The 20471-nt window shown below is 60.1% G+C and carries 22 protein-coding genes; 8 read left to right on the top strand and 14 right to left on the bottom strand.

Going from position 1 to position 20471, the window contains the following annotated elements; translation table 11 throughout:
* Window positions 1-206: 206 nt before the first annotated feature.
* The 4 genes from cysN to J5M66_RS13495 form a co-directional block, all read right to left on the bottom strand.
* Window positions 207-2105 (bottom strand): sulfate adenylyltransferase subunit CysN, encoded by a 1899-nt coding sequence (cysN, locus tag J5M66_RS13510; RefSeq protein ID WP_207808496.1) that lies wholly within the window; start codon window positions 2103-2105, stop codon window positions 207-209.
* A 53-nt stretch (window positions 2106-2158) separates the two neighbouring features.
* Entirely contained in the window at window positions 2159-2500 is a 342-nt protein-coding gene (locus J5M66_RS13505; RefSeq protein ID WP_039759341.1) for a four helix bundle protein, read from the bottom strand.
* Window positions 2501-2604: 104 nt separating this feature from the next.
* Window positions 2605-3522: a sulfate adenylyltransferase subunit CysD gene (gene cysD / locus J5M66_RS13500; RefSeq protein ID WP_016771664.1), complete on the bottom strand. Its 918-nt coding sequence runs from the start codon at window positions 3520-3522 to the stop codon at window positions 2605-2607.
* Between the two features lie 250 nt (window positions 3523-3772).
* Window positions 3773-4531 carry a Nif3-like dinuclear metal center hexameric protein gene (locus J5M66_RS13495; protein WP_206421049.1) on the bottom strand — a complete coding sequence of 253 codons (759 nt, stop codon included), beginning with the start codon at window positions 4529-4531 and terminating at the stop codon, window positions 3773-3775.
* 104 nt (window positions 4532-4635) lie between these two features.
* Here J5M66_RS13495 and algW point away from each other — a divergent pair, with 104 nt between their 5' ends.
* The 3 genes from algW to J5M66_RS13480 all read left to right on the top strand — a co-directional run bounded on the left by algW (window position 4636) and on the right by J5M66_RS13480 (window position 8719).
* Entirely contained in the window at window positions 4636-5793 is a 1158-nt protein-coding gene (gene algW / locus J5M66_RS13490) for a Do family serine endopeptidase AlgW (protein ID WP_016770590.1), read from the top strand.
* An 88-nt stretch (window positions 5794-5881) separates the two neighbouring features.
* Entirely contained in the window at window positions 5882-7987 is a 2106-nt protein-coding gene (locus J5M66_RS13485; RefSeq protein WP_123443397.1) for a TonB-dependent siderophore receptor, read from the top strand.
* A gap of 12 nt (window positions 7988-7999) precedes the next feature.
* On the top strand, window positions 8000-8719 hold the full coding sequence (locus J5M66_RS13480) for a DUF4198 domain-containing protein (RefSeq protein ID WP_123443396.1): 720 nt from the start codon (window positions 8000-8002) through the stop codon (window positions 8717-8719).
* A gap of 116 nt (window positions 8720-8835) precedes the next feature.
* Here J5M66_RS13480 and hisC read toward each other — a convergent pair whose 3' ends face one another.
* The 10 genes from hisC to J5M66_RS13430 form a co-directional block, all read right to left on the bottom strand.
* Window positions 8836-9888 carry a histidinol-phosphate transaminase gene (gene hisC / locus J5M66_RS13475; protein ID WP_122881958.1) on the bottom strand — a complete coding sequence of 351 codons (1053 nt, stop codon included), beginning with the start codon at window positions 9886-9888 and terminating at the stop codon, window positions 8836-8838.
* 3 nt (window positions 9889-9891) lie between these two features.
* Window positions 9892-11229: a histidinol dehydrogenase gene (gene hisD / locus J5M66_RS13470; protein ID WP_207808497.1), complete on the bottom strand. Its 1338-nt coding sequence runs from the start codon at window positions 11227-11229 to the stop codon at window positions 9892-9894.
* Between the two features lie 125 nt (window positions 11230-11354).
* On the bottom strand, window positions 11355-11990 hold the full coding sequence (hisG, locus tag J5M66_RS13465) for an ATP phosphoribosyltransferase (protein WP_016771668.1): 636 nt from the start codon (window positions 11988-11990) through the stop codon (window positions 11355-11357).
* 128 nt (window positions 11991-12118) lie between these two features.
* The gene (gene murA / locus J5M66_RS13460; protein WP_016771669.1) at window positions 12119-13384 is read right to left on the bottom strand and encodes a UDP-N-acetylglucosamine 1-carboxyvinyltransferase; all 1266 of its coding nucleotides are present in this window, start codon (window positions 13382-13384) and stop codon (window positions 12119-12121) included.
* A 22-nt stretch (window positions 13385-13406) separates the two neighbouring features.
* A complete protein-coding gene (locus J5M66_RS13455) occupies window positions 13407-13646 on the bottom strand; it encodes a BolA family protein (RefSeq protein WP_016771670.1) in 240 nt (79 codons plus the stop codon).
* Window positions 13647-13761: 115 nt separating this feature from the next.
* On the bottom strand, window positions 13762-14067 hold the full coding sequence (locus tag J5M66_RS13450) for an STAS domain-containing protein (RefSeq protein ID WP_016771671.1): 306 nt from the start codon (window positions 14065-14067) through the stop codon (window positions 13762-13764).
* Complete coding sequence (locus J5M66_RS13445) at window positions 14064-14717, bottom strand: ABC transporter substrate-binding protein (protein WP_073473774.1); 654 nt, start codon at window positions 14715-14717, stop codon at window positions 14064-14066. Before J5M66_RS13445 ends, J5M66_RS13450 begins: the two co-directional genes overlap by 4 nt.
* 11 nt (window positions 14718-14728) lie before the next feature.
* Entirely contained in the window at window positions 14729-15196 is a 468-nt protein-coding gene (mlaD, locus tag J5M66_RS13440) for an outer membrane lipid asymmetry maintenance protein MlaD (RefSeq protein WP_207808499.1), read from the bottom strand.
* On the bottom strand, window positions 15196-15993 hold the full coding sequence (mlaE, locus tag J5M66_RS13435; RefSeq protein WP_073473777.1) for a lipid asymmetry maintenance ABC transporter permease subunit MlaE: 798 nt from the start codon (window positions 15991-15993) through the stop codon (window positions 15196-15198). The genes mlaD and mlaE overlap by 1 nt, the downstream gene beginning before the upstream one ends.
* Window positions 15993-16802 carry an ATP-binding cassette domain-containing protein gene (locus J5M66_RS13430; protein WP_076565862.1) on the bottom strand — a complete coding sequence of 270 codons (810 nt, stop codon included), beginning with the start codon at window positions 16800-16802 and terminating at the stop codon, window positions 15993-15995. Before J5M66_RS13430 ends, mlaE begins: the two co-directional genes overlap by 1 nt.
* 272 nt (window positions 16803-17074) lie before the next feature.
* Here J5M66_RS13430 and J5M66_RS13425 point away from each other — a divergent pair, with 272 nt between their 5' ends.
* The 5 genes from J5M66_RS13425 to lptB are packed head-to-tail and all read left to right on the top strand — an operon-like array spanning window position 17075 to window position 20411.
* Window positions 17075-18049, top strand: coding sequence for a KpsF/GutQ family sugar-phosphate isomerase (locus tag J5M66_RS13425; protein ID WP_207808501.1), 975 nt, complete (start codon window positions 17075-17077; stop codon window positions 18047-18049).
* Window positions 18049-18573, top strand: coding sequence for an HAD family hydrolase (locus tag J5M66_RS13420; protein WP_016771677.1), 525 nt, complete (start codon window positions 18049-18051; stop codon window positions 18571-18573). Before J5M66_RS13425 ends, J5M66_RS13420 begins: the two co-directional genes overlap by 1 nt.
* A gap of 8 nt (window positions 18574-18581) precedes the next feature.
* Window positions 18582-19154 (top strand): LPS export ABC transporter periplasmic protein LptC, encoded by a 573-nt coding sequence (gene lptC / locus J5M66_RS13415; protein ID WP_024011622.1) that lies wholly within the window; start codon window positions 18582-18584, stop codon window positions 19152-19154.
* Window positions 19141-19686 carry a lipopolysaccharide transport periplasmic protein LptA gene (gene lptA / locus J5M66_RS13410; protein ID WP_016771679.1) on the top strand — a complete coding sequence of 182 codons (546 nt, stop codon included), beginning with the start codon at window positions 19141-19143 and terminating at the stop codon, window positions 19684-19686. The genes lptC and lptA overlap by 14 nt, the downstream gene beginning before the upstream one ends.
* Window positions 19686-20411 carry an LPS export ABC transporter ATP-binding protein gene (lptB, locus tag J5M66_RS13405; RefSeq protein ID WP_024011621.1) on the top strand — a complete coding sequence of 242 codons (726 nt, stop codon included), beginning with the start codon at window positions 19686-19688 and terminating at the stop codon, window positions 20409-20411. The genes lptA and lptB overlap by 1 nt, the downstream gene beginning before the upstream one ends.
* The last annotated feature ends 60 nt before the right edge of the window (window positions 20412-20471 follow it).

The raw sequence follows: 20471 nt of genomic DNA, 5'->3' as shown, positions 1-20471 counted from the left end.
CCCACAGTTGATCGTTCCCACGCTCCGCGTGGGAATGCAGCCCGGGACGCTCCGCGTCCCTGCCGAAGCGGACGCGGAGCGTCCAAGGAGGCATTCCTTTGCTGCGCGTGGGAACGATCACCCGGCCAAAAAAAGCCCGCCGATGATCACTCACCGGCGGGCTTTTTCTTGCCGCTTGCAGCTAGAAGCTTGTCGCTGCTTCTACCTTAGATCGCACCACGCTGACGCAACAGCTCCAGCACTTGCTTGACGCTTTCTTCCAGGCTCAGCGACTGCGTGTCGATCACCAGGTCGGCGTTGAGCGGCACATCGTACGGGAAGGATTCGCCCGGGATGTTGTCGCCGCCAGCGGCGTACAGACCTTGCGGATCACGTTCGGCGCACACGGTCGGCGAGGCCTGCACATAGACCGTCAGCAAGCGATCCTGGCCGATCAGCTCCTTGGCCTGCTCGCGACCTTCGGCACTTGGCGCGACGAACGCGGCCAGGGTCAGCAGCCCCGCTTCGTTGAACTGACGCGCCACGTGCGCGGCTCGACGCCAGTTCTCGGTACGGCCGGCGCGATCCTGCGGTAGCCCCTTGTTCAGGTCCTGACGCAGGTTCTGGCCATCGAGGACAAACACCGCGCGACCCATGTCGAACAGCTTGCGCTCGACCGCATACGCCAGGGTGCTTTTGCCCGCACCGGACAGGCCGCTGAACAGCACGGTGGCTGGTTGCTGGCCGAAGCGCTGGGCGCGTTCTTCAGTCGCCACGTGCGCCAGTTTGCCGTGATGCGTGGCGGTGCCGTGCGTCACTGGCTGCGCGACGATCATGCCAGCGCCAACGGTGCCGTTGGTCAAGCGATCGATGACGATGAACGCGCCGGTGGTGCGGTTGCTTTCGTAACCGTCGAGGGCGATCGGCGCGTCGAGCGCGATCTTCACCTTGCCGATTTCGTTGAGCTGCAACGCGCTCGCCGGGCCTTCTTCCAACGTGTTGACGTCGACCTTGTTGACGATGCTGGCGATCGAGCCCGGCACGTAACTGGTGGCGCGTTTGATGTCATATTTCTTGCCCGGCAGCATCGGCTCTTCAGCCATCCACACCAGCATCGCTTCGAAGCTGTCGGTCACCGGCGGCACGTTGTCGGCATGCACCAACAGGTCGCCACGGGAGATGTCGATTTCGTCTTCCATGGTCAGCGTTACCGCCTGACCGGGACCTGCGTGTTCCAGCTCACCTTCGAAAGTGACGATGGACTTCACCCGGCTGCTCTTGCCCGACGGCAGCACCACGACTTCGTCGCCCTTGTGCACGATGCCGCTGGCCAGGGTGCCGGCGAAACCACGGAAGTTCAGGTTCGGACGGTTGACGTACTGCACCGGGAAACGCAGATCGGTGAAGTTGCGATCGCCGGCGACTTCCACAGTCTCCAGAATCTCCATCAGCGACTGACCGGTGTACCACGGCGAGCGCTCGGACTTGTTCACCACGTTGTCGCCCTTGAGGGCAGACATCGGCACGAAGTGCATGCTGGTCGGCTTCATCTTCAAGCCTTCGGCGAACTTCAGGTAGTCGGCCTTGATCGACTCGAACACGCCTTCGTCGAAGTCCTTCAAGTCCATCTTGTTGATGGCGACGACGATGTGTTTGATACCCAGCAGGGAAGCGATGAAGCTGTGGCGACGGGTCTGGGTCTGCACGCCGTAACGGGCGTCGACCAGAATGATCGCCAGGTCACAGGTGGACGCACCGGTGGCCATGTTGCGGGTGTACTGCTCATGGCCGGGGGTGTCGGCGATGATGAATTTGCGCTTGGCAGTGGAGAAATAGCGGTAAGCGACATCAATGGTGATGCCCTGCTCACGCTCGGCCTGCAGACCGTCGACCAGCAATGCCAGGTCGATGTCGTCACCGGTGGTGCCGACTTTCTTCGAATCGCGGGTGATCGCTTCGAGGTGATCTTCGTAGATCATCTTCGAGTCGTGCAGCAGGCGCCCGATCAGGGTGCTCTTGCCGTCATCGACGTTACCGCAGGTTAAAAAGCGCAGCAGCTCTTTACGTTCGTGCTGGCCCAGGTAGGCGAGGATGTCCTCGCTGATCAAATCAGAAGCATGGCTCATTGCATTCAAGCTCCAAGCTGTAAGCTTCAAGCGGCAAGCTTGTCGGCGTACAGCTAGTCAGAAATTTTGTTGATCAACCCAACCAGCATCCTAGAAAGCTCTCGGGTCTCCATAATCCAATTTTCAGCCAGTGGTTCTGCGATGTAAGCGATATCTCGGCCTATCAGGATCTGGGTGCGCAGCTCTCCACAAGAAGCTTTCGCAATCCAAAGAAAATGAACCTTTTCTTTGCAACTCCGACGCTCCATGCCTTCAGCGATATTGGAAGGCACTGAAAGTGCAGAACGGGTGATCTGATCCTTGAATCCAAAATCCCCGCACCGCGCAAACTCTTTGAAAATCCTCACCGCCAGACATTTGCTTCGCTGCCATACAACCAGTCTCTCGAAATCCATTACGAGTCATCCGATTCCGGCCCGCAGCAACCGGCTGCAAGCGCCAAACTGCAAAGCTACTCATACCGCCTTTAACTTGCAGCTTGCCGCTTGTAACTCGAAGCTTAAAAGTAACCTTGACGTTTTTTGTCTTCCATCGAGCCTGCGCCATCGTGGTCGATGACCCGGCCCTGGCGCTCGGAAGTTCGCGTCAGGAGCATTTCCTGAATGATGTCCGTCAGGCTTTCGGCCTCGGACTCCACCGCGCCCGTCAACGGGTAGCAGCCAAGGGTGCGGAACCGCACTTTCTTTTTCACGATGCGCGCTTTGTCTTCATCGGACAGGTGCTCGAGGATGCGCTCGTCGTCGATCATGATCAGCGTGCCGTTCTTCTCGATCACTTCGCGTTCGGCGGCAAAGTACAGCGGCACAATCGGGATGCCTTCGAGATAGATGTACTGCCAGATGTCCAGCTCGGTCCAGTTCGACAACGGGAACACACGGATGGATTCGCCCTTGTTGACCTTGCCGTTGTAGACGTTCCACAGCTCTGGACGCTGGTTTTTCGGGTCCCAGCGGTGTTTGCTGTCGCGGAACGAGTACACGCGCTCTTTGGCGCGGGATTTCTCTTCATCGCGACGGGCGCCGCCGAACGCTGCATCGAAACCATGCTTGTCGAGTGCCTGTTTCAGGCCTTCGGTTTTCATGATGTCGGTGTGCTTGGCGCTGCCGTGGGTGAACGGGTTGATGTTCTGCGCCACGCCATCGGGGTTGATGTGGGTGATCAGGTCCAGGCCCAAGTCTTCGACCATCTTGTCGCGGAACTTGTACATTTCCTGGAATTTCCAGCGGGTGTCGACGTGCATCACCGGAAACGGCAGTTTGCCCGGGAAGAACGCCTTGCGTGCCAGGTGCAGCATCACGGCGGAGTCTTTACCGATGGAGTACAGCATCACCGGGTTATCGAACTCGGCGGCCACCTCGCGGATGATGTGGATGCTTTCCGCCTCCAGCTGTTTCAGATGCGTCAGTTTGTCGACCATGGCTACTCACGAAAGCTTTCTTATGAACGGCCAGCGGGCCGTGTTCGAGCGAGGAATCCTAGCACAGCGACCTCTTCTAATCAGGACGCCAACTAGATCGAAAGGGTATATGAATATGCCTGCCAGTTCGGCCCGTCAGGGCCGAATGTGGGAGCGAGCCTGCTCGCGAAAGCGGATTGTCAGGCACCTTTGTATTGAAGGTCTGAGGCCTTCGCGAGCAGGCTCGCTCCCACAGGAGTTTGCGGTGAGCTCAGATCGGGTTGGGGCAATCGATAAAGATGTGCTCAAGGGCAAAGCGTTTCGCCAGATACTCGCCCAGCGCCTGGACGCCGTAGCGTTCAGTGGCGTGGTGGCCGGCGGCGATGAAGCTGATGTCGTTTTCCCGCGCACTGTGGAAAGTCTGCTCGGAGGCCTCGCCGCTGATGAACAGGTCGACACCCGCCGCCACGCCCTGGTCGATATAACCCTGGCCACCGCCGGTGCACCAGCCGACGCGGCGGATCATGCCGCTGCCTTCGATCAGCAGCGGCTCGCGGCCCATGACGTCCTGCACCTTGCGCGCGAAATCCCGCGCAGTCATTGGCTCATTCAGCGAGCCGACCAGCCCGACGACTTTCGGATTGCTCGGGTCGAGCGGCGCTTCGACAGTGATGTCCAGCTGACGCGCCAGTTGCACGTTGTTGCCGACGTCCGGGTGCAGATCCAGCGGCAGGTGATAGGCGAGCAGACTGATGTCGTGCTTGAGCAAGGTTTTCAAGCGGCGCTGTTTCATGCCGGTGACGCAAGGGTTTTCGCCTTTCCAGAAATAACCGTGGTGGACCAGGATCAGGTCGGCCTCGGCTTCGACGGCGGCATCGAGCAACGCCTGGCTGGCGGTGACGCCACTGACGATGCGCATCACCTGCGGGCGGCCTTCGACCTGTAATCCGTTGGGGCAATAATCGGCAATTTTCGTACTGCCCAAGTAACGGTCGGCTTCTTCGACGAGGGTGCTGAGGGCAACGGCCATGAAAGACTCCTAAATATCCCGTTCAGAGGCGCGCGCGGCCTCGTATAATGCGCGACATTATGGGCGGTCTGACCTCGCCTGCAACCTTTCCAGGAACGTGCTTAATGCTCAAGGCGCTGCGTTTTTTTGGCTGGCCGCTGTTGGCCGGTGTGCTTATCGCTCTGTTGATTATTCAGCGTTACCCCGAGTGGGTCGGGCTGCCGAGCCTCGACGTCAATCTGCAACAGGCCCCTCAGACCACGATCGTGCAGCAGGGGCCGGTGTCCTATGCGGACGCGGTGGGCATCGCCGCGCCGTCGGTGGTCAACCTGTACACCACCAAGGTCATCAACAAACCGGCGCATCCTTTGTTCGAGGATCCGCAGTTCCGCCGCTTCTTCGGTGACAATTCGCCGAAACAGAAGCGCATGGAATCGAGCCTCGGTTCCGGGGTGATCATGAGCCCGGAAGGCTACATCCTCACCAACAACCACGTCACCAGCGGCGCCGACCAGATCGTTGTGGCGTTGAAGGATGGTCGCGAAACGCTGGCACGGGTGATTGGCAGCGATCCGGAAACCGACCTTGCAGTTCTGAAAATCGACCTGAAAAACCTCCCGGCAATCACCGTCGGCCGCTCCGACAGCATTCGCATCGGTGACGTCGCGCTGGCCATCGGCAACCCGTTCGGCGTCGGCCAGACCGTGACCATGGGCATCATCAGCGCCACCGGCCGAAATCAGTTGGGCCTGAACAACTACGAAGACTTCATCCAGACCGATGCGGCGATCAACCCGGGCAACTCCGGCGGTGCGCTGGTCGATGCCAACGGCAACCTCACCGGTATCAACACGGCGATCTTTTCCAAATCCGGCGGCTCGCAAGGCATCGGTTTTGCCATCCCGGTGAAACTGGCGATGGAAGTGATGAAGTCGATCATCGAGCACGGTCAGGTGATTCGCGGCTGGCTGGGCATCGAAGTACAACCGCTGACTCAGGAACTGGCGGAGTCGTTTGGCTTGTCCGGGCGCCCGGGGATTGTCGTTGCCGGAATCTTCCGTGACGGCCCGGCGCAGAAAGCCGGCCTGCAACTGGGCGATGTGATTCTGAGCATCGATGGCGAGCCCGCCGGCGATGGTCGCCGCTCGATGAACCAGGTGGCGCGGATCAAACCGACCGACAAGGTGACGATTCAGGTTATGCGCAACGGCAAGGAGCTGAAGCTGACGGCTGAAATCGGCCTGCGTCCACCGCCGGCACCGGTGAAAGAAAAAGAAGAGTAAAAATGTTTTCGCGCCAGTGGCGCGAATAACAGACATTCTCAACAGGCATGTTATATTGTTTCAATTCTAGCAATTGGAACAACATAACATGTCGTCTCGCAAAAAGGCCTCGCTGCTGGGCCTGACTCTGGGTTTGCTTTGCGATCCCGCCTTCGCCGATGAGCCGCAGCCCGTTGAGCTGGAAGCCATCAGCGTCACTTCCGACTACGAATCACCCACCGGCCCGGTCAGCGGTTATCGCGCGACTCGTTCGGCCAGTGCGACCAAAACCGACACGGCGATTCGCGATATCCCACAAGCCATCAGCGTCGTTCCGGCCAGTGTGCTCTCGGATCTGGGCAGCACCAGCGTTGAACGCGCGCTGGATTTTGCCGGCGGCGTATCGAAGCAGAACAACTTCGGCGGCCTGACCCTGTACGAATACAGCGTGCGCGGCTTCACCACCTCGGAGTTCTACAAGGACGGCTTCAGTGCCAATCGCGGTTATCCGAGTACGCCAGATGCGGCCAATATAGAACGCATCGAAGTGCTCAAGGGCCCGGCCGCCAGCCTGTACGGCCGGGGTGATCCCGGCGGCACGGTGAACATCGTCACCAAGAAGCCGCAGCCCGAAGCGTTCACCACTTTGCAGACCAGCGCCGGCAGTTGGGATCGCTACCGCACCGCGCTGGACGTCAACACGCCCCTTGATGACCAGGGCAATGTGCTCTCGCGCATCAACCTCGCCGTAGAAGACAACAACAGCTTTCGCGACCACGTCGACAGCCAGCGGGTATTCGTCGCACCCTCAATCAGTTGGCAGTTGAACCCGGACACCTCGCTGCTGGTGGAGAGCGAAATCGTCCGTCACAACTCGACGTTCGATCGTGGTGTGGTGGCGCCGAACAACAAGTGGAGCGGCGTGTCCCGTTCGACGTTCTTGGGTGAGCCCAACGACGGCAACATCGACAACCACAACAACCTGCTCCAGGCCACTCTTGAGCACCATCTGAACGACAGCTGGAAGCTGCGCCTGGCCAGTCACTACAAGGAAGGCAAACTCTGGGGCGACGCTTCCGAAGCACGACCGTTGAACGCCGACGGCCACACGGTCAATCGCCGCTTGCGCGAACGCGATACGAGTTGGCACGACAGCATCACCCAACTGGAACTGCGCGGTCTGTTCGACCTCGGGCCGTGGCAGCATGAATTGCTGATCGGCACCGAGTACGAGAATTACCGCAAGGACGAACGCGTCACCACCATTGCTGGCGGCCCCTACGCCATCGACATCTATAAGCCGGTTTATGGCCAGCCGAAACCCAATGGCGTACGCTCGGGCACCGACTTCTTCGAACACGTCGAAAGTCATGCGCTGAATCTGCAGGACCAGATCATCTTCACCGACAAGCTGCGCGGCATGGTCGGCGCGCGCTTCGAGCATTTCGATCAGCGCATCGACGATCACAGCCGCAACGCCAAAAGCCAGCAGCGCCACGACGCACTGACTCAACGCGCTGGCCTGCTCTATCAACTCACGCCGAACACCGGCCTGTTCGCCAACGCCTCGACCTCGTTCAAACCGAACAACGGCCTGGATGCTTCCGGCAATTCCTTCGATCCGGAAGAAGGCGTCGGTTACGAAGTGGGGATCAAGAACGAGCTGTTCGATGAGCGCGTGAGCAGCACCCTCGCCTTCTTCCACATCGACAAGGAAAACGTTCTCGCCCTCGATCCGGGCACCGACACCAGCCGCGCCATGGGCAAGGCGCGCAGTCAGGGTTTCGATTGGCAAGTGAGCGGTCAGGTGACCGACGCAGTGCGGGTCATTGGCGCCTTCGCCTACATCGACGCCGAGGTGACCAAGGGCGACGCGACCATTCCTACCGGCAGCCGCATCCTCGGCGTGGCTAAACGCAGCGGCAGTCTGCTGGGTGTTTATGAATTTCAGGATGGCCGACTGCGCGGTTCAGACGTCGGTGCAGCGTTCACCTACGTCGGTGATCGTTCGGGCGAATCCGGCAGCGACTTCGAATTGCCGGCCTACCAGACCGTCGACTTGCTCGCGCATTACAAGGCCAGCGACAACGTCACGGTCGGCCTGAACCTGAACAACATCTTCGACGAAAAATACTACGAGCGCTCTTACAGCAACTACTGGGTCAACCCCGGCGAGCCACGCAATTTCACTGTCAGCCTGACACTCAACCTGTAAAAGGACGTCACCATGCACTACGGCAAATCCCTTCTGCTCCTCGCTGCGCTATTCACCGGTCAGGTGTCGGCGCACGGCCTGTGGACAGAGGAGCGACGCGGCAACATCGAAGTGGTCTACGGTCACGGCGCCGAAGACAACGCCTTCAAGGCGCAGAAAATCAGCGGTGCCTGGGCTTATGACGCAGGCGGCAAAATGATCCCGGTCAGCGTCGAGCGCCTGGCCGATCATGCCCGTTTGAAACCATTGAAGCCGCCGGCGCTGATGGCCGTGGCGCTGAACAACGGCATGTGGTCGCAGACGGCGGACAAGAAGTGGATCAACGAAGGACGCAGCAAAGTGCCCGGCGCCACCGAGGCCACGCAGACGTTCAAGTACAGCCTGGCGATCTATCAGCCGGGGACGAAGTTGCCGAAACTGGAGCAGATCAAACTGCTGATCCTGCCGGAGGTCGATCCGCTGACCGTCGGGCCGGGTAAATCGTTACCGGTGCGGGTGCTGCTCGATGGCAAACCGGCGGCGGGGGTGAAGTTATATGGCGACTATCGCAGCGCGCCAAACACCCTGAGCACCGAGACCGACAAGGATGGGCGTGCGCAGGTTCTGGTGCGTAATGAAGGGTTGAATGTGATTGCGGCGCAGGTCGAGGTGCCGGTGAGGGACAGCGCGGATGTGGACAGTCGTGGGTTGTTCAGTTCGCTGACATTCCTTGGCGAGCCGCATCACGAATAAACACAATGAGCAAATGTGGGAGCAAGCCTGCTCGCGAATAGGTACAACATTCAGCACTGGCATTGAATGAAAGACCGCGTTCGCGAGCAGGCTCGCTCCCACAATTTCAGTGTCGCTTAGAGATCCCCAAGCCCATCAATCAACGCTTGATTCTGCTCCGGCGTCCCCACCGATATCCGCAAGAACTGCGCAATCCGTTCCTGCTTGAAGTGCCGCACGATCACGCCCTGCTCGCGCAGCTTGGCCGCCAGGCCCGACGCATCATGCTGCGGGTGGCGAGCGAAGATGAAGTTGGCCGCCGACGGCAGCACTTCAAAGCCTTTAGCCTGCAACTGCGCCACCACCCATTCGCGGCTCTCGATCACCTGACGACAGGTCTTGTCGAAATACTCGCGATCTGCAAACGCCGCCGCCGCGCCGACAATCGCCAGACGATCCAGTGGATAGGAGTTGAAGCTGTTCTTGATCCGCTCCAGCGCTTCGATCAGGTCCGGATGCCCTACCGCCAGACCGACACGCAGGCCGGCCAGCGAGCGTGACTTGGACAGCGTCTGCGTCACCAGCAGATTCGGATAGCGGTCCACCAGACTTATCGCCGTCTCGCCGCCGAAGTCGATGTACGCCTCATCCACGACTACGACCGAATCAGGACTGGCCTTGAGGATTTGCTCGACCGCGTCCAGCGCCAGCAGGCACCCGGTCGGGGCGTTCGGGTTGGGAAAAATGATCCCGCCATTCGGTTTGGCGTAGTCGGCCGGGTTGATCTGGAACTGCGCATCCAGCGGCACCGCGTCGAATTCAATCCCGTACAGACCGCAGTAGACCGGATAGAAGCTGTAGCTGATGTCCGGGAACAGCAGCGGCTGATCGTGTTGCAGCAAGCCGTGGAAGATGTGCGCAAGCACTTCGTCCGAACCGTTGCCGAGGAACACCTGACTGGTTTGCACGCCGTAGTATTCGGCCACGGCGTTTTTCAGCAGATCACTGTTCGGGTCCGGGTACAGGCGCAGGTTATCGTTGAGCTCGGCTTGCATCGCCGCCAGTGCTTTTGGCGACGGGCCATACGGATTTTCGTTGGTATTGAGCTTGACCAGTTTGGTCAGCTTCGGCTGTTCGCCCGGCACGTAGGGCACCAGATCCTTGACGAACGGGCTCCAGAATTTACTCATCGCTCAGTTCCCCTGCCCTTTCAGAAAGTCTTGGTCTTTGATGCGGTATTCGGCGCTGCGTGCGTGCGCGCTCAGCGATTCGCCACGGGCCAGTACCGATGCAGTTTTGCCCAACTCGGAAGCGCCGGCCTCGGAGCAGAAGATGATCGACGAGCGCTTCTGGAAGTCGTACACACCCAGCGGCGAGGAGAAGCGCGCGGTGCCGGAAGTCGGCAACACGTGGTTCGGACCGGCGCAGTAATCGCCCAACGCTTCGGAGGTGTGGCGGCCCATGAAGATCGCACCGGCGTGGCGAATTTGCGGCAGCCAGGCTTGTGGATCGGCGACCGACAATTCCAGGTGTTCCGGGGCGATGCGGTTGGCGACTTCGATGGCTTGGGCCATGTCGCTCACCTGAATCAGCGCACCACGGCCATTGATCGAAGTTTCGATGATGGTCGCGCGGTCCATGGTCGGCAGCAATTTATCGATGCTCGCGGCCACCTTGTCGAGGAACTCGGCGTCGGGGCTGACCAGAATCGCTTGCGCGTCTTCGTCGTGCTCGGCCTGGGAGAACAGGTCCATGGCAATCCAGTCCGGATCGGTCTGGCCGTCGCAGACCACGAGGATTTCCGAAGGGCCGGCGATCATGTCGATGCCGACCTGGCCGAACACATGGCGCTTGGCCGTGGCTACATAGATATTGCCCGGGCCGACAACCTTGTCGACACGCGACACGCTTTCGGTGCCATAAGCCAGTGCGGCAACTGCTTGCGCGCCGCCGATGGTGAACACGCGGTCGACACCGGCGATGCAGGCAGCGGCCAGCACCAGCTCGTTGATTTCACCGCGCGGGGTCGGCACGACCATGACCACTTCGGTCACGCCGGCGACCTTGGCCGGAATCGCGTTCATCAATACCGACGACGGATACGAGGCCTTGCCGCCCGGCACGTAAAGGCCTGCGCGATCCAGTGGCGTGACTTTCTGACCAAGCACGGTGCCGTCAGCCTCGGTGTAGCTCCAGGAATCCTGCTTCTGTTTTTCGTGATAGCTGCGCACGCGGGCGGCGGCTTTTTCCAGAGCCTCGCGCTGCGGCACCGTGATGCGGGTCAGGGCCAGTTCGAGACGCTCGCGCGGCAGGATCAGGTCGGCCATCGAGGCGACTTCAAGACCGTCGAACTTCTGGGTGAATTCGACCAGCGCCGCGTCACCGCGCTCGCGCACAGCCTTGATGATGTCCAGCACGCGCTGATTGACCGAGTCGTCAGACACACTTTCCCAGCTCAGCAGATGATCCAGATGATGCGCGAAATCCGGGTCAGCAGCGTTGAGTCGGCGAATTGCAGTGGTTGCGGTCATAGCGAGAGCCTCATAGGAATGGCAAATAACTCAGGCGCCCGAAACTAGCATTCGATCCGCTTGGGCACCTGAGAATTCTGGCTATGAGGCGGATAGACGGCGCGACCTCGGGTCGCGCAGGTAGATCAGCCGCGGTGTCGCGATTCCACTGCGTTGCGCAGGGTGTCGATCAACGCCTGGATTCGGGCGTGCTGCATTTTCATTGAAGCCTTGTTGACCACCAGACGCGAGCTGATCGTGGCGATCAGTTCCTGGGGTTCCAGGCCGTTGGCGCGCAAGGTGTTGCCGGTGTCGACCACGTCGATGATCTTGTCGGCCAGCCCGATCAGCGGCGCCAGCTCCATTGAGCCGTACAGCTTGATGATGTCGACCTGACGGCCCTGCTCGGCGTAATAACGCTTGGCAACGTTGACGAACTTGGTCGCCACGCGCAGACGGCCCTTGGGCTCGGCCGCGCCGATCTTGCCGGCGGTCATCAGCTTGCATTGGGCGATCTGCAGGTCCAGCGGCTCGTACAGGCCCTGGCCGCTGTATTCCATCAGCACGTCCTTACCGGCGACGCCGAGGTCGGCCGCGCCATGCTCGACATAGGTCGGCACGTCGGTGGCACGCACGATCAGCAGACGCACGTCGTCCTGGGTCGTGGGAATGATCAGCTTGCGGCTCTTGTCCGGATTCTCGGTCGGCACGATGCCCGCTTCAGCGAGAAGCGGCAGGGTGTCGTCAAGGATGCGGCCCTTGGACAGTGCGATGGTCAACATGGGAAACGTCAGTCCTTATCAAGGTACTCATGTCCGGTCGCAATCGGCGCCGGACACACATCGAGGGTGCGTACACCCTCGACTCGAAACGAATTCAGTGGACACGTCCCTGTGTCCCGATGCAGCGATCAGCCCGGAACGCGGCGGATCTTGGCACCCAGCATTTGCAGTTTTTCTTCGATGCACTCGTAACCACGGTCGATGTGGTAGATGCGGTCGATCAGCGTGTCGCCTTCGGCAACCAGCGCCGAGATCACCAGACTGGCCGATGCGCGCAGGTCGGTGGCCATGACTGGCGCGCCCTTGAGCTTCTCGATACCGGTGACGATCGCGGTGTTGCCTTCAACCTGGATGTGCGCGCCCATGCGGTGCAGCTCGTACACGTGCATGAAACGGTTTTCGAAGATCGTCTCGATCACCGCACCCGTGCCTTCGGCAATGGCGTTGAGCGAGATGAACTGGGCCTGCATGTCGGTCGGGAACGCCGGGTACGGCGCGGTGCGCACGTTGACCGCTTTCGGGCGCTTGCCGTGCATGTTCAGCTCGATCCAGTCTTCACCGCAGGTGATTTCCGCACCGGCCTCACGCAGCTTTTCCAGTACCGCTTCGAGGATGGTCGGATCGGTGTCCTTGACCTTGACGCGGCCACCGGTCACGGCAGCAGCGACCAGGTAGGTGCCGGTTTCGATACGGTCAGGCATGACTTTGTAGAAAGCCGAACCCAGGCGCTCGACGCCATCGATGGTGATGGTGTCGGTGCCGGCGCCGGAAACCTTGGCGCCCATGGCATTGAGGAAGTTCGCCAGGTCGACTACTTCAGGCTCGCGCGCGGCGTTCTGCAACACGCTGCGGCCCTTGGCCAGTGCAGCGGCCATCATGATGTTTTCGGTACCGGTCACACTGACGGTGTCGAAGAAGAAGTGCGCGCCGCGCAGGCCGCCTTCAGGCGCCTTGGCCTTGATGTAGCCGCCTTCGACGTCGATGACCGCGCCCATGGCTTCCAGACCGCGGATGTGCAGGTCGACCGGACGCGAACCGATGGCGCAACCACCAGGCAGTGCGACTTCGGCTTCACCGAAACGCGCGACCATCGGGCCCAGTACCAGGATCGACGCACGCATGGTTTTCACCAGTTCGTACGGGGCGATCAGGGTCTTGATGGTGCGCGGGTCGATTTCGACGCTGAGCTTCTCGTCGATCACCGGCTCAATGCCCATGCGCCCGAACAGCTCGATCATGGTGGTGATGTCGTGCAGGTGCGGCAGGTTGCCAACGGTGACCGGGCCATCGCACAGCAAGGTCGCGGCCAGAATCGGCAGGGCGGAGTTCTTCGCGCCGGAAATGCGGATCTCGCCATCAAGACGAGCGCCACCGGTAATAATCAATTTATCCATTAGTATCTCGACGCCCTAGGGCTCAGGTGCGCTCGGCCCAGGCCGCGCGGCTGAAAAATTTCATAGTGACCGCATGGATGCTGCCATCGGTGATCCATGGGTTCAAATGGGCATAGACCTGCTGCTGACGCTTCACCGGGCTCAACGCCGCCAGTTCATCGCTGATCACGTTCAGCTGGAAGTTGCAGCCTTCGCCTTCAACTTCTACCAGCGTTCCTGGCAGCTTTCCTTCAAGGAAGCTCTTCACTTCTACGGCCTGCATGCTCAACCTCAATCGGCGCCCTGTGCGCACGGGTCGGACATCATACAAAAAAGCCCCGCGCCTGCGAACCCCGCAACGCAGGACTCTGACGGGGGGCTTCTTTATAGATGATGGTTCAGGGTTGCGCCAACAACTCGGTCAATTCACTGACCTGAGCGATTTCACGCATGTCGTCAGGCATCGCACGAATGCTGACGGCCTTGCCGGCCGCCTGCGCATCACGCATGAAGCACAGCAGCAACGACAGGCCGACGCTGCTGGACTTCTGCACCGCCGAACAATCGATGACCAGCGCGGACGCCTTGCTCGACTTGATCAGCGCCTGCCCTTCCTTGCGCAGGTCGGGCCCGGTGCGGTAATCCAGCACGCCACTGAGCACCAGTTCGTCGACATCACTCATGCGAACTGCCGCCTCACTCATTGCGCTGGATTCCCGGCGGCTTTGTCGGTTTCTTCCTTTGCCTTGGCGACTTCACCGGCCCAGCCATCGATGGTCTTGTCCAGATCGTTGCCATTGCGTTGCATGGCGTCGGCGAACTGGTCACGGAACAGCTTGCCGATGTTGATGCCATTGATGATCACGTTGCGCAGTTTCCACTCGCCGCTGATCTTCTCAAGCGTGTACTGCACCGGATAGATCGCGCCGTTGCTGCCCTTGACGGTCATGTTGACACTGGTGCGCTCGCCCGATTCGTCTTTGGCCGGGTCAACCGTGATGCCCTGGTTGTTGTATTCCAGCAGAGCGTTGCCGTAGAACTGGAACAGACCGCGCTTGAAGTTTTCCTGAAAGCGCTGCATCTGCTCAGGCGTGGCCTTGCGCGAATACTTCACGGTCATGATGCTTTTGGAGATGCCCTCGGCATCCACCACCGGACCGACAATGTTGTTCAGCGCCGCATAGAAATCCTGCGGATCCTGCTTGTACTTCTCTTTGTTCGCCTGCAAATCGGCAAGCATCCGGTTCGTGGTGTCCTGAATCAGGTCATGAGCCGATTGCCCCGGTGCAGCGTTAGCCATCAACGGCAGGGCCGCGAGCAACACCAACAGGCCACGTCGCAAGATAGAGATCATTCAAAAGCTCCTCATTTGGCGTCTTTGCTAACGGTATTGAGCAGGAATTTACCGATCAGGTCTTCCAGTACCAGTGACGACTGCGTGTCGTGGATGGTTCCACCGTCTTTCAACTGGGTGTCTTCACCGCCGACGCTGATACCGATGTATTTCTCGCCCAGCAGACCCGCGGTCAGGATAGACGCTGTGGAATCGACCGGCAGGTTGTCGACCTTTTTATCCACTTGCAGCGTGACCCGACCGGTGAAGCTGTCGCGATCCAGATCGATAGCGGTGACCTTGCCGATGGTCACACCGGCCATAGTCACTTTGGCTCTGACCGTCAGACCGGCGATATTGTCGAAATACGCATACAACTTGTAAGTGTCGTTGGACGAAGTCGGAGACAGGCCGCTGACGCGCAAGGCGAGCAGCAGCAAAGCCAGGATCCCTGCCAGCAGGAACAGGCCGACACCGATTTCCAGGGTGCGGTTTTGCATCAGAAATCTCCAAACATCAAAGCGGTCAGAATAAAGTCCAGGCCGAGCACTGCCAGCGAGGCAAACACCACGGTCTTGGTGGTGGCACGACTGATCCCCTCGGAAGTGGGCTCACAGTCATAGCCTTGGAATACGGCGATCCAGGTCACCACAAAGGCGAAAACGACACTTTTGATCACGCCATTGAGCACGTCACTGGTGAAGTTCACGCTGTTCTGCATGTTCGCCCAGTACGAGCCTTCATAAACGCCCAGCCAGTCGACTGCCACCCACGAACCGCCCCAGATGCCGACGACGCTGAAGATCATCGCCAGCACCGGCAGGGAAATGAAGCCGGCCCACAGGCGCGGGGCAATGATGTACTTGAGCGGATCGACACCGATCATTTCCAGGCTGGACAACTGCTCGGTGGATTTCATGTTGCCGATCTCGGCGGTCAACGCCGAACCGGCGCGCCCGGCAAACAGCAAGGCGGTGACCACCGGCCCCAGTTCACGCAGCAGCGTCAGGGCGACCATCTGCCCCACTGCCTGCTCTGAACCATAGCTGGAAAGAATGCTGAAGCCCTGCAACGCCAGGACCATGCCGATGAAAATGCCGGAGACCACGATGATCACCAGCGACATGACGCCGACCGAATGCAGCTGCTTGACCAGCAGGCCGAAACCACCGCTGATACCGCCACGGCCCAGCAGGGCGTGAAACAGGAACAGGGTCGCTCGACCAAACACTGCAACCGCGTCGATCGCCGATTCGCCGAACCGACGCAGGCGTTCCATCAATGAAATTCTGCGCATCAACGCTTCCCCAGAAGATCTGCGCGGTAATCCGTCGCTGGAAAGTGATACGGCACCGGGCCATCGGGATCACCGGTCATGAACTGGCGGATACGCGGATCATCGGAATTCATCAGCTCATCCGGTGTGCCTTGACCCAGCACCTGACCATCGCCCACTACATAGATGTAGTCGGCAATGCTCGCGGTTTCCGCCAGATCGTGCGAAACCACGATGCTGGTGATGCCCAGAGCATCGTTGAGCAGGCGGATCAGGCGCACCAACACGCCCATGGCGATCGGGTCCTGGCCCACGAAGGGCTCGTCGTACATGAGAATCTGCGGGTCGAGGGCAATCGCCCGGGCCAATGCTACACGGCGCTTCATGCCGCCGGACAGTTCGTCCGGCATCAGCTCGATGGCGCCACGCAGCCCCACGGCCTGTAATTTCAGCAGGACGATGTCGCGAATCATGTCTTCCGGCAGTTGCGTGTGCACCCGCAGCGGAAAGGCCACGTTCTCGAACACATCGAGATCGGTAAACAGCGCACCGCTCTGAAACAGCACGCCCATGTGCTTGCGCGCATCGAACAGATCGCTGCGCGACAGCGTCGGCAGGTTCTGCCCGTTGACCCAGACTTCGCCGCCGGACGGCCGCAACTGCGCGCCCATCAGGCGCAGCAGCGTGGTCTTGCCGCAGCCGGAAGGCCCCATGATGCCGGTGACCTTGCCGCGCGGGATGCGGATATCGACGTTATTGAAAATGCTCCGCGCACCGCGCTTGAAGGAGACTCCCTTCAGCTCGACCGCGTAGGCGTTATCGGCACTCATCTAAACTCCTTGCGATGCAGCCTCTCACTGGGATGCCAGACTTTCCTCGGAAACACCTGCATCCCGGGCAGGCCGAACTGGCGGCGAACTATATCACTGCAAAGGCTGAGCGCCCAAGCGAGAACCCGGCCAAGATCGCCGACTGAAGAGGGCCCGAGCGAGTTTCAGAGGGTTTTGGTAACCAGTAATGACAAAGCACGTCGAACTTGCGTGAGGCTTTGCCACATAACCGCTATAATCGCCGCCTTTTCATCGGCCCATACGATTCTGACATGAGCAAAACCCGCGACCTGATTCAATCGGCACAACGCACCATCCGCCTCGAAGTGGAAGCCGTCCAAGGCTTGATGGCCCATATCGACGCCGATTTCGTACGCGCTTGCGAGATGATTCTGGCCAGCAAGGGCCGCGTGGTCGTGGTCGGCATGGGTAAATCCGGGCATATCGGCAACAAGATCGCCGCCACCCTGGCCAGCACCGGCACCCCGGCGTTTTTCGTGCATCCGGCCGAAGCCAGCCATGGCGACATGGGCATGATCACCCGCGACGACGTGATCCTGGCCCTGTCGAACTCTGGTTCGACCAATGAAATCGTGACTCTGCTGCCGTTGATCAAACGCTTGGGTATCCAGCTGATCAGCGTCACCGGCAATCCACAGTCGCCACTGGCGAAGGCTGCGGAGGTCAATCTCAATGTGCATGTCGAGCACGAAGCCTGCCCGCTGAATCTGGCGCCGACCTCTTCGACCACGGCCGCGCTGGTCATGGGCGACGCTCTGGCCGTGGCCTTGCTGGAAGCGCGTGGTTTCACCGCTGAAGATTTTGCCTTTTCGCATCCGGGTGGCGCCCTTGGCCGTCGCCTGCTGCTGAAAGTCGAAAACGTCATGCACGCCGGGCAGGAGCTGCCGCAGGTACAACGCGGTACCCTGCTCAAGGACGCGCTGATGGAGATGACTCGTAAAGGTCTGGGCATGACCGCTATTATTGAAGCCGATGGCAAGCTCGCCGGGATCTTCACTGACGGTGATTTGCGCCGCACCCTGGATCGCGCCATCGACATCCGCAGCGCCACCATCGACCAGGTGATGACTACACACGGCAAGACCGCCCGGCCCGACATGCTCGCCGCCGAAGCCCTGAAAATCATGGAAGACCATCGAATCAACGCCCTGGTAGTCGTCGACGAGGAGGATCGCCCGATCGGCGCCTTCAACCTCTCCGATCTGCTGCGCGCAGGAGTCATGTAATGAGCAACGATCTGCTGCAACGCGGCAAAGCGATCAAACTGGCAGTATTCGACGTCGACGGTGTGCTCACCGACGGCCGCCTGTACTTCCTCGAAGACGGCAGCGAGTTCAAGACCTTCAACACCCTCGACGGCCAAGGCATCAAGATGCTGATGAATGCCGGCGTGCAGACGGCGATCATCAGTGGTCGCAAGACCCCGGTGGTCGAGCGCCGCGCGAAGAACCTCGGCATCCCGCATCTGTTTCAGGGGCGCGAGGACAAACTGGTGGTACTCGACGGTCTGCTCGCGCAACTGGGCCTAAGCTATGAAGAAGTCGCCTATCTCGGTGACGATCTGCCAGACTTGCCGGTGATCCGCCGTGTTGGGCTGGGCATGGCGGTGGCCAACGCTGCCGATTTCGTCCGCGAACACGCCCACGGCGTTACCCGCGCCCGTGGCGGCGAAGGTGCCGCCCGTGAATTCTGCGAATTGATCCTGCGCGCCCAGGGCCGCCTCGAAGCGGCCAACGCCGCGTACCTGTGAGCCTGACCATGTTTAGCAAAAAGTTTCGCAACTTCCTGCTGTTCGGCTGCATCGCGGCGATTTTCGCTGCGGTCGGCTATTGGAACATCAGCCCGGAACGCTTCCTCGACAAGCCACCGGTTTCGGCTGCCGAGAATCCGATCGACTGGTACGCGACCAACACGCACACCATTCAGTACCTGCCCGACGGCAAGGTGCAGTACGAGATGACCTCCGACAAGGCCGAGCACGTCAAGGCTACCGATGTCACTCTGGTAACCAAGCCTGACTTGAACATGTATCGCGGCACCGACTTCCCGTGGCACGTGACCAGTGAGCGCGGCGAAGTGAATTCCGGCGGTACCGAAGTGGAATTGATCGACTCGGTACGCGTACAGCGCACCGACGAGAAACAGCGCGGCACCCTGATCACCAGCACCCGCATGACCGTGTTCCCGCAGCAGGAATATGCGCAGACTGCGCAACCCGTTAGAATCGAGGGCGCTGGCGGTGTATCGACTGGCGTCGGAATGAAAGCGTACCTGAAGGACAGCAGGATACACCTGCAATCGAACGTAAGAGGACAGTATGAGGCTCGTTAAAACCCTCCCTATTTTGCTCAGTCTGGGCGCAGCACTGGGAAGCGCGAGCGCCTGGTCCCTGCCGAACGATCAGCAGCAGCCTATCCGCATTCAGGCCGACGACGCCCAACTGGACGACAAGAATGGCATTGCCACCTATAAAGGTGACGTGATCATTACCCAAGGCTCGATGATCGTTAAAGGCAACACCGTGACCATGACGCGCGCGCCCAATGGCGACATCGATGTGGTGACCTCGGTCGGCAACCTGGCCTATTTCGAGCAGTTGCAGACCCAGGGCGACGCCAACCCGGTCAAGGGCTACGGCGTGACGATTCAATACCACGCCCAGCAGAATCGGGTGGTGCTGATCGACAAGGCCAAGGTTATCGACAAGGATAACAACGTCACCCAGGGCGAAAAAATCGTCTACGACACCGTGAAGAAACTGGCCAGCGCCGGTCGCGCCACGGGCAGCAAGGTCACCGAATCGCGCCCGCGCATCGACATGGTGATCCAGCCGAAGAAGAAAACCGAAGAGAAATCCCAGTAATGGCAACTCTGAAAGCTCAGCACCTGGCCAAGGCCTATAAAAGCCGCCAGGTCGTGCGTGACGTCAGCCTGTCGATCGACAGCGGGCAGATCGTCGGCTTGCTCGGCCCGAACGGCGCCGGCAAGACCACGTGCTTCTACATGATCGTTGGCCTGGTGCAGGCGGATCAGGGCCGTGTGCTGATCGATGATCTGGACGTCAGCCACCAGCCGATGCACGGCCGCGCCAAGGCCGGTATCGGCTATCTGCCGCAAGAAGCGTCGATCTTCCGCAAACTGTCAGTCGCCGACAACATCATGGCGATCCTCGAGACTCGCCCTGAACTCGACAAGGCCGGTCGGCGCAAGGAGCTGGAAAGCCTGCTGCAGGAATTCCACATCAGCCACATCCGCGACAACCTCGGCATGAGCCTGTCCGGTGGTGAGCGCCGCCGGGTGGAAATCGCTCGTGCCCTGGCCACTGCGCCGAAATTCATCCTGCTCGACGAACCGTTCGCCGGTGTCGACCCGATCTCGGTCGGCGACATCAAGCAGATCATTCACCACCTCAAGGCCAAGGGCATCGGCGTGCTGATCACCGACCACAACGTGCGTGAGACCCTGGATATCTGCGAAACCGCTTACATCGTCAACGACGGTCAACTGATCGCCGAAGGTGATGCCGAGACCATCCTGGCCAACGATCTGGTCAAGGAAGTGTATCTGGGTCACGAGTTCCGCCTGTAAGCGCGACAGCGCTGTATCGATTCAAGGCGCATTTATCCGCTTTAATTGTTACAGCGCTCT

Source organism: Pseudomonas sp. 67(2021), from assembly GCF_017491835.1.
GTDB classification, from domain to species: domain Bacteria; phylum Pseudomonadota; class Gammaproteobacteria; order Pseudomonadales; family Pseudomonadaceae; genus Aquipseudomonas; species Aquipseudomonas atacamensis.
The sequence above is the reverse complement of the archived record's forward strand: the minus strand, read 5'-3'. Positions and strand labels throughout refer to the sequence as shown.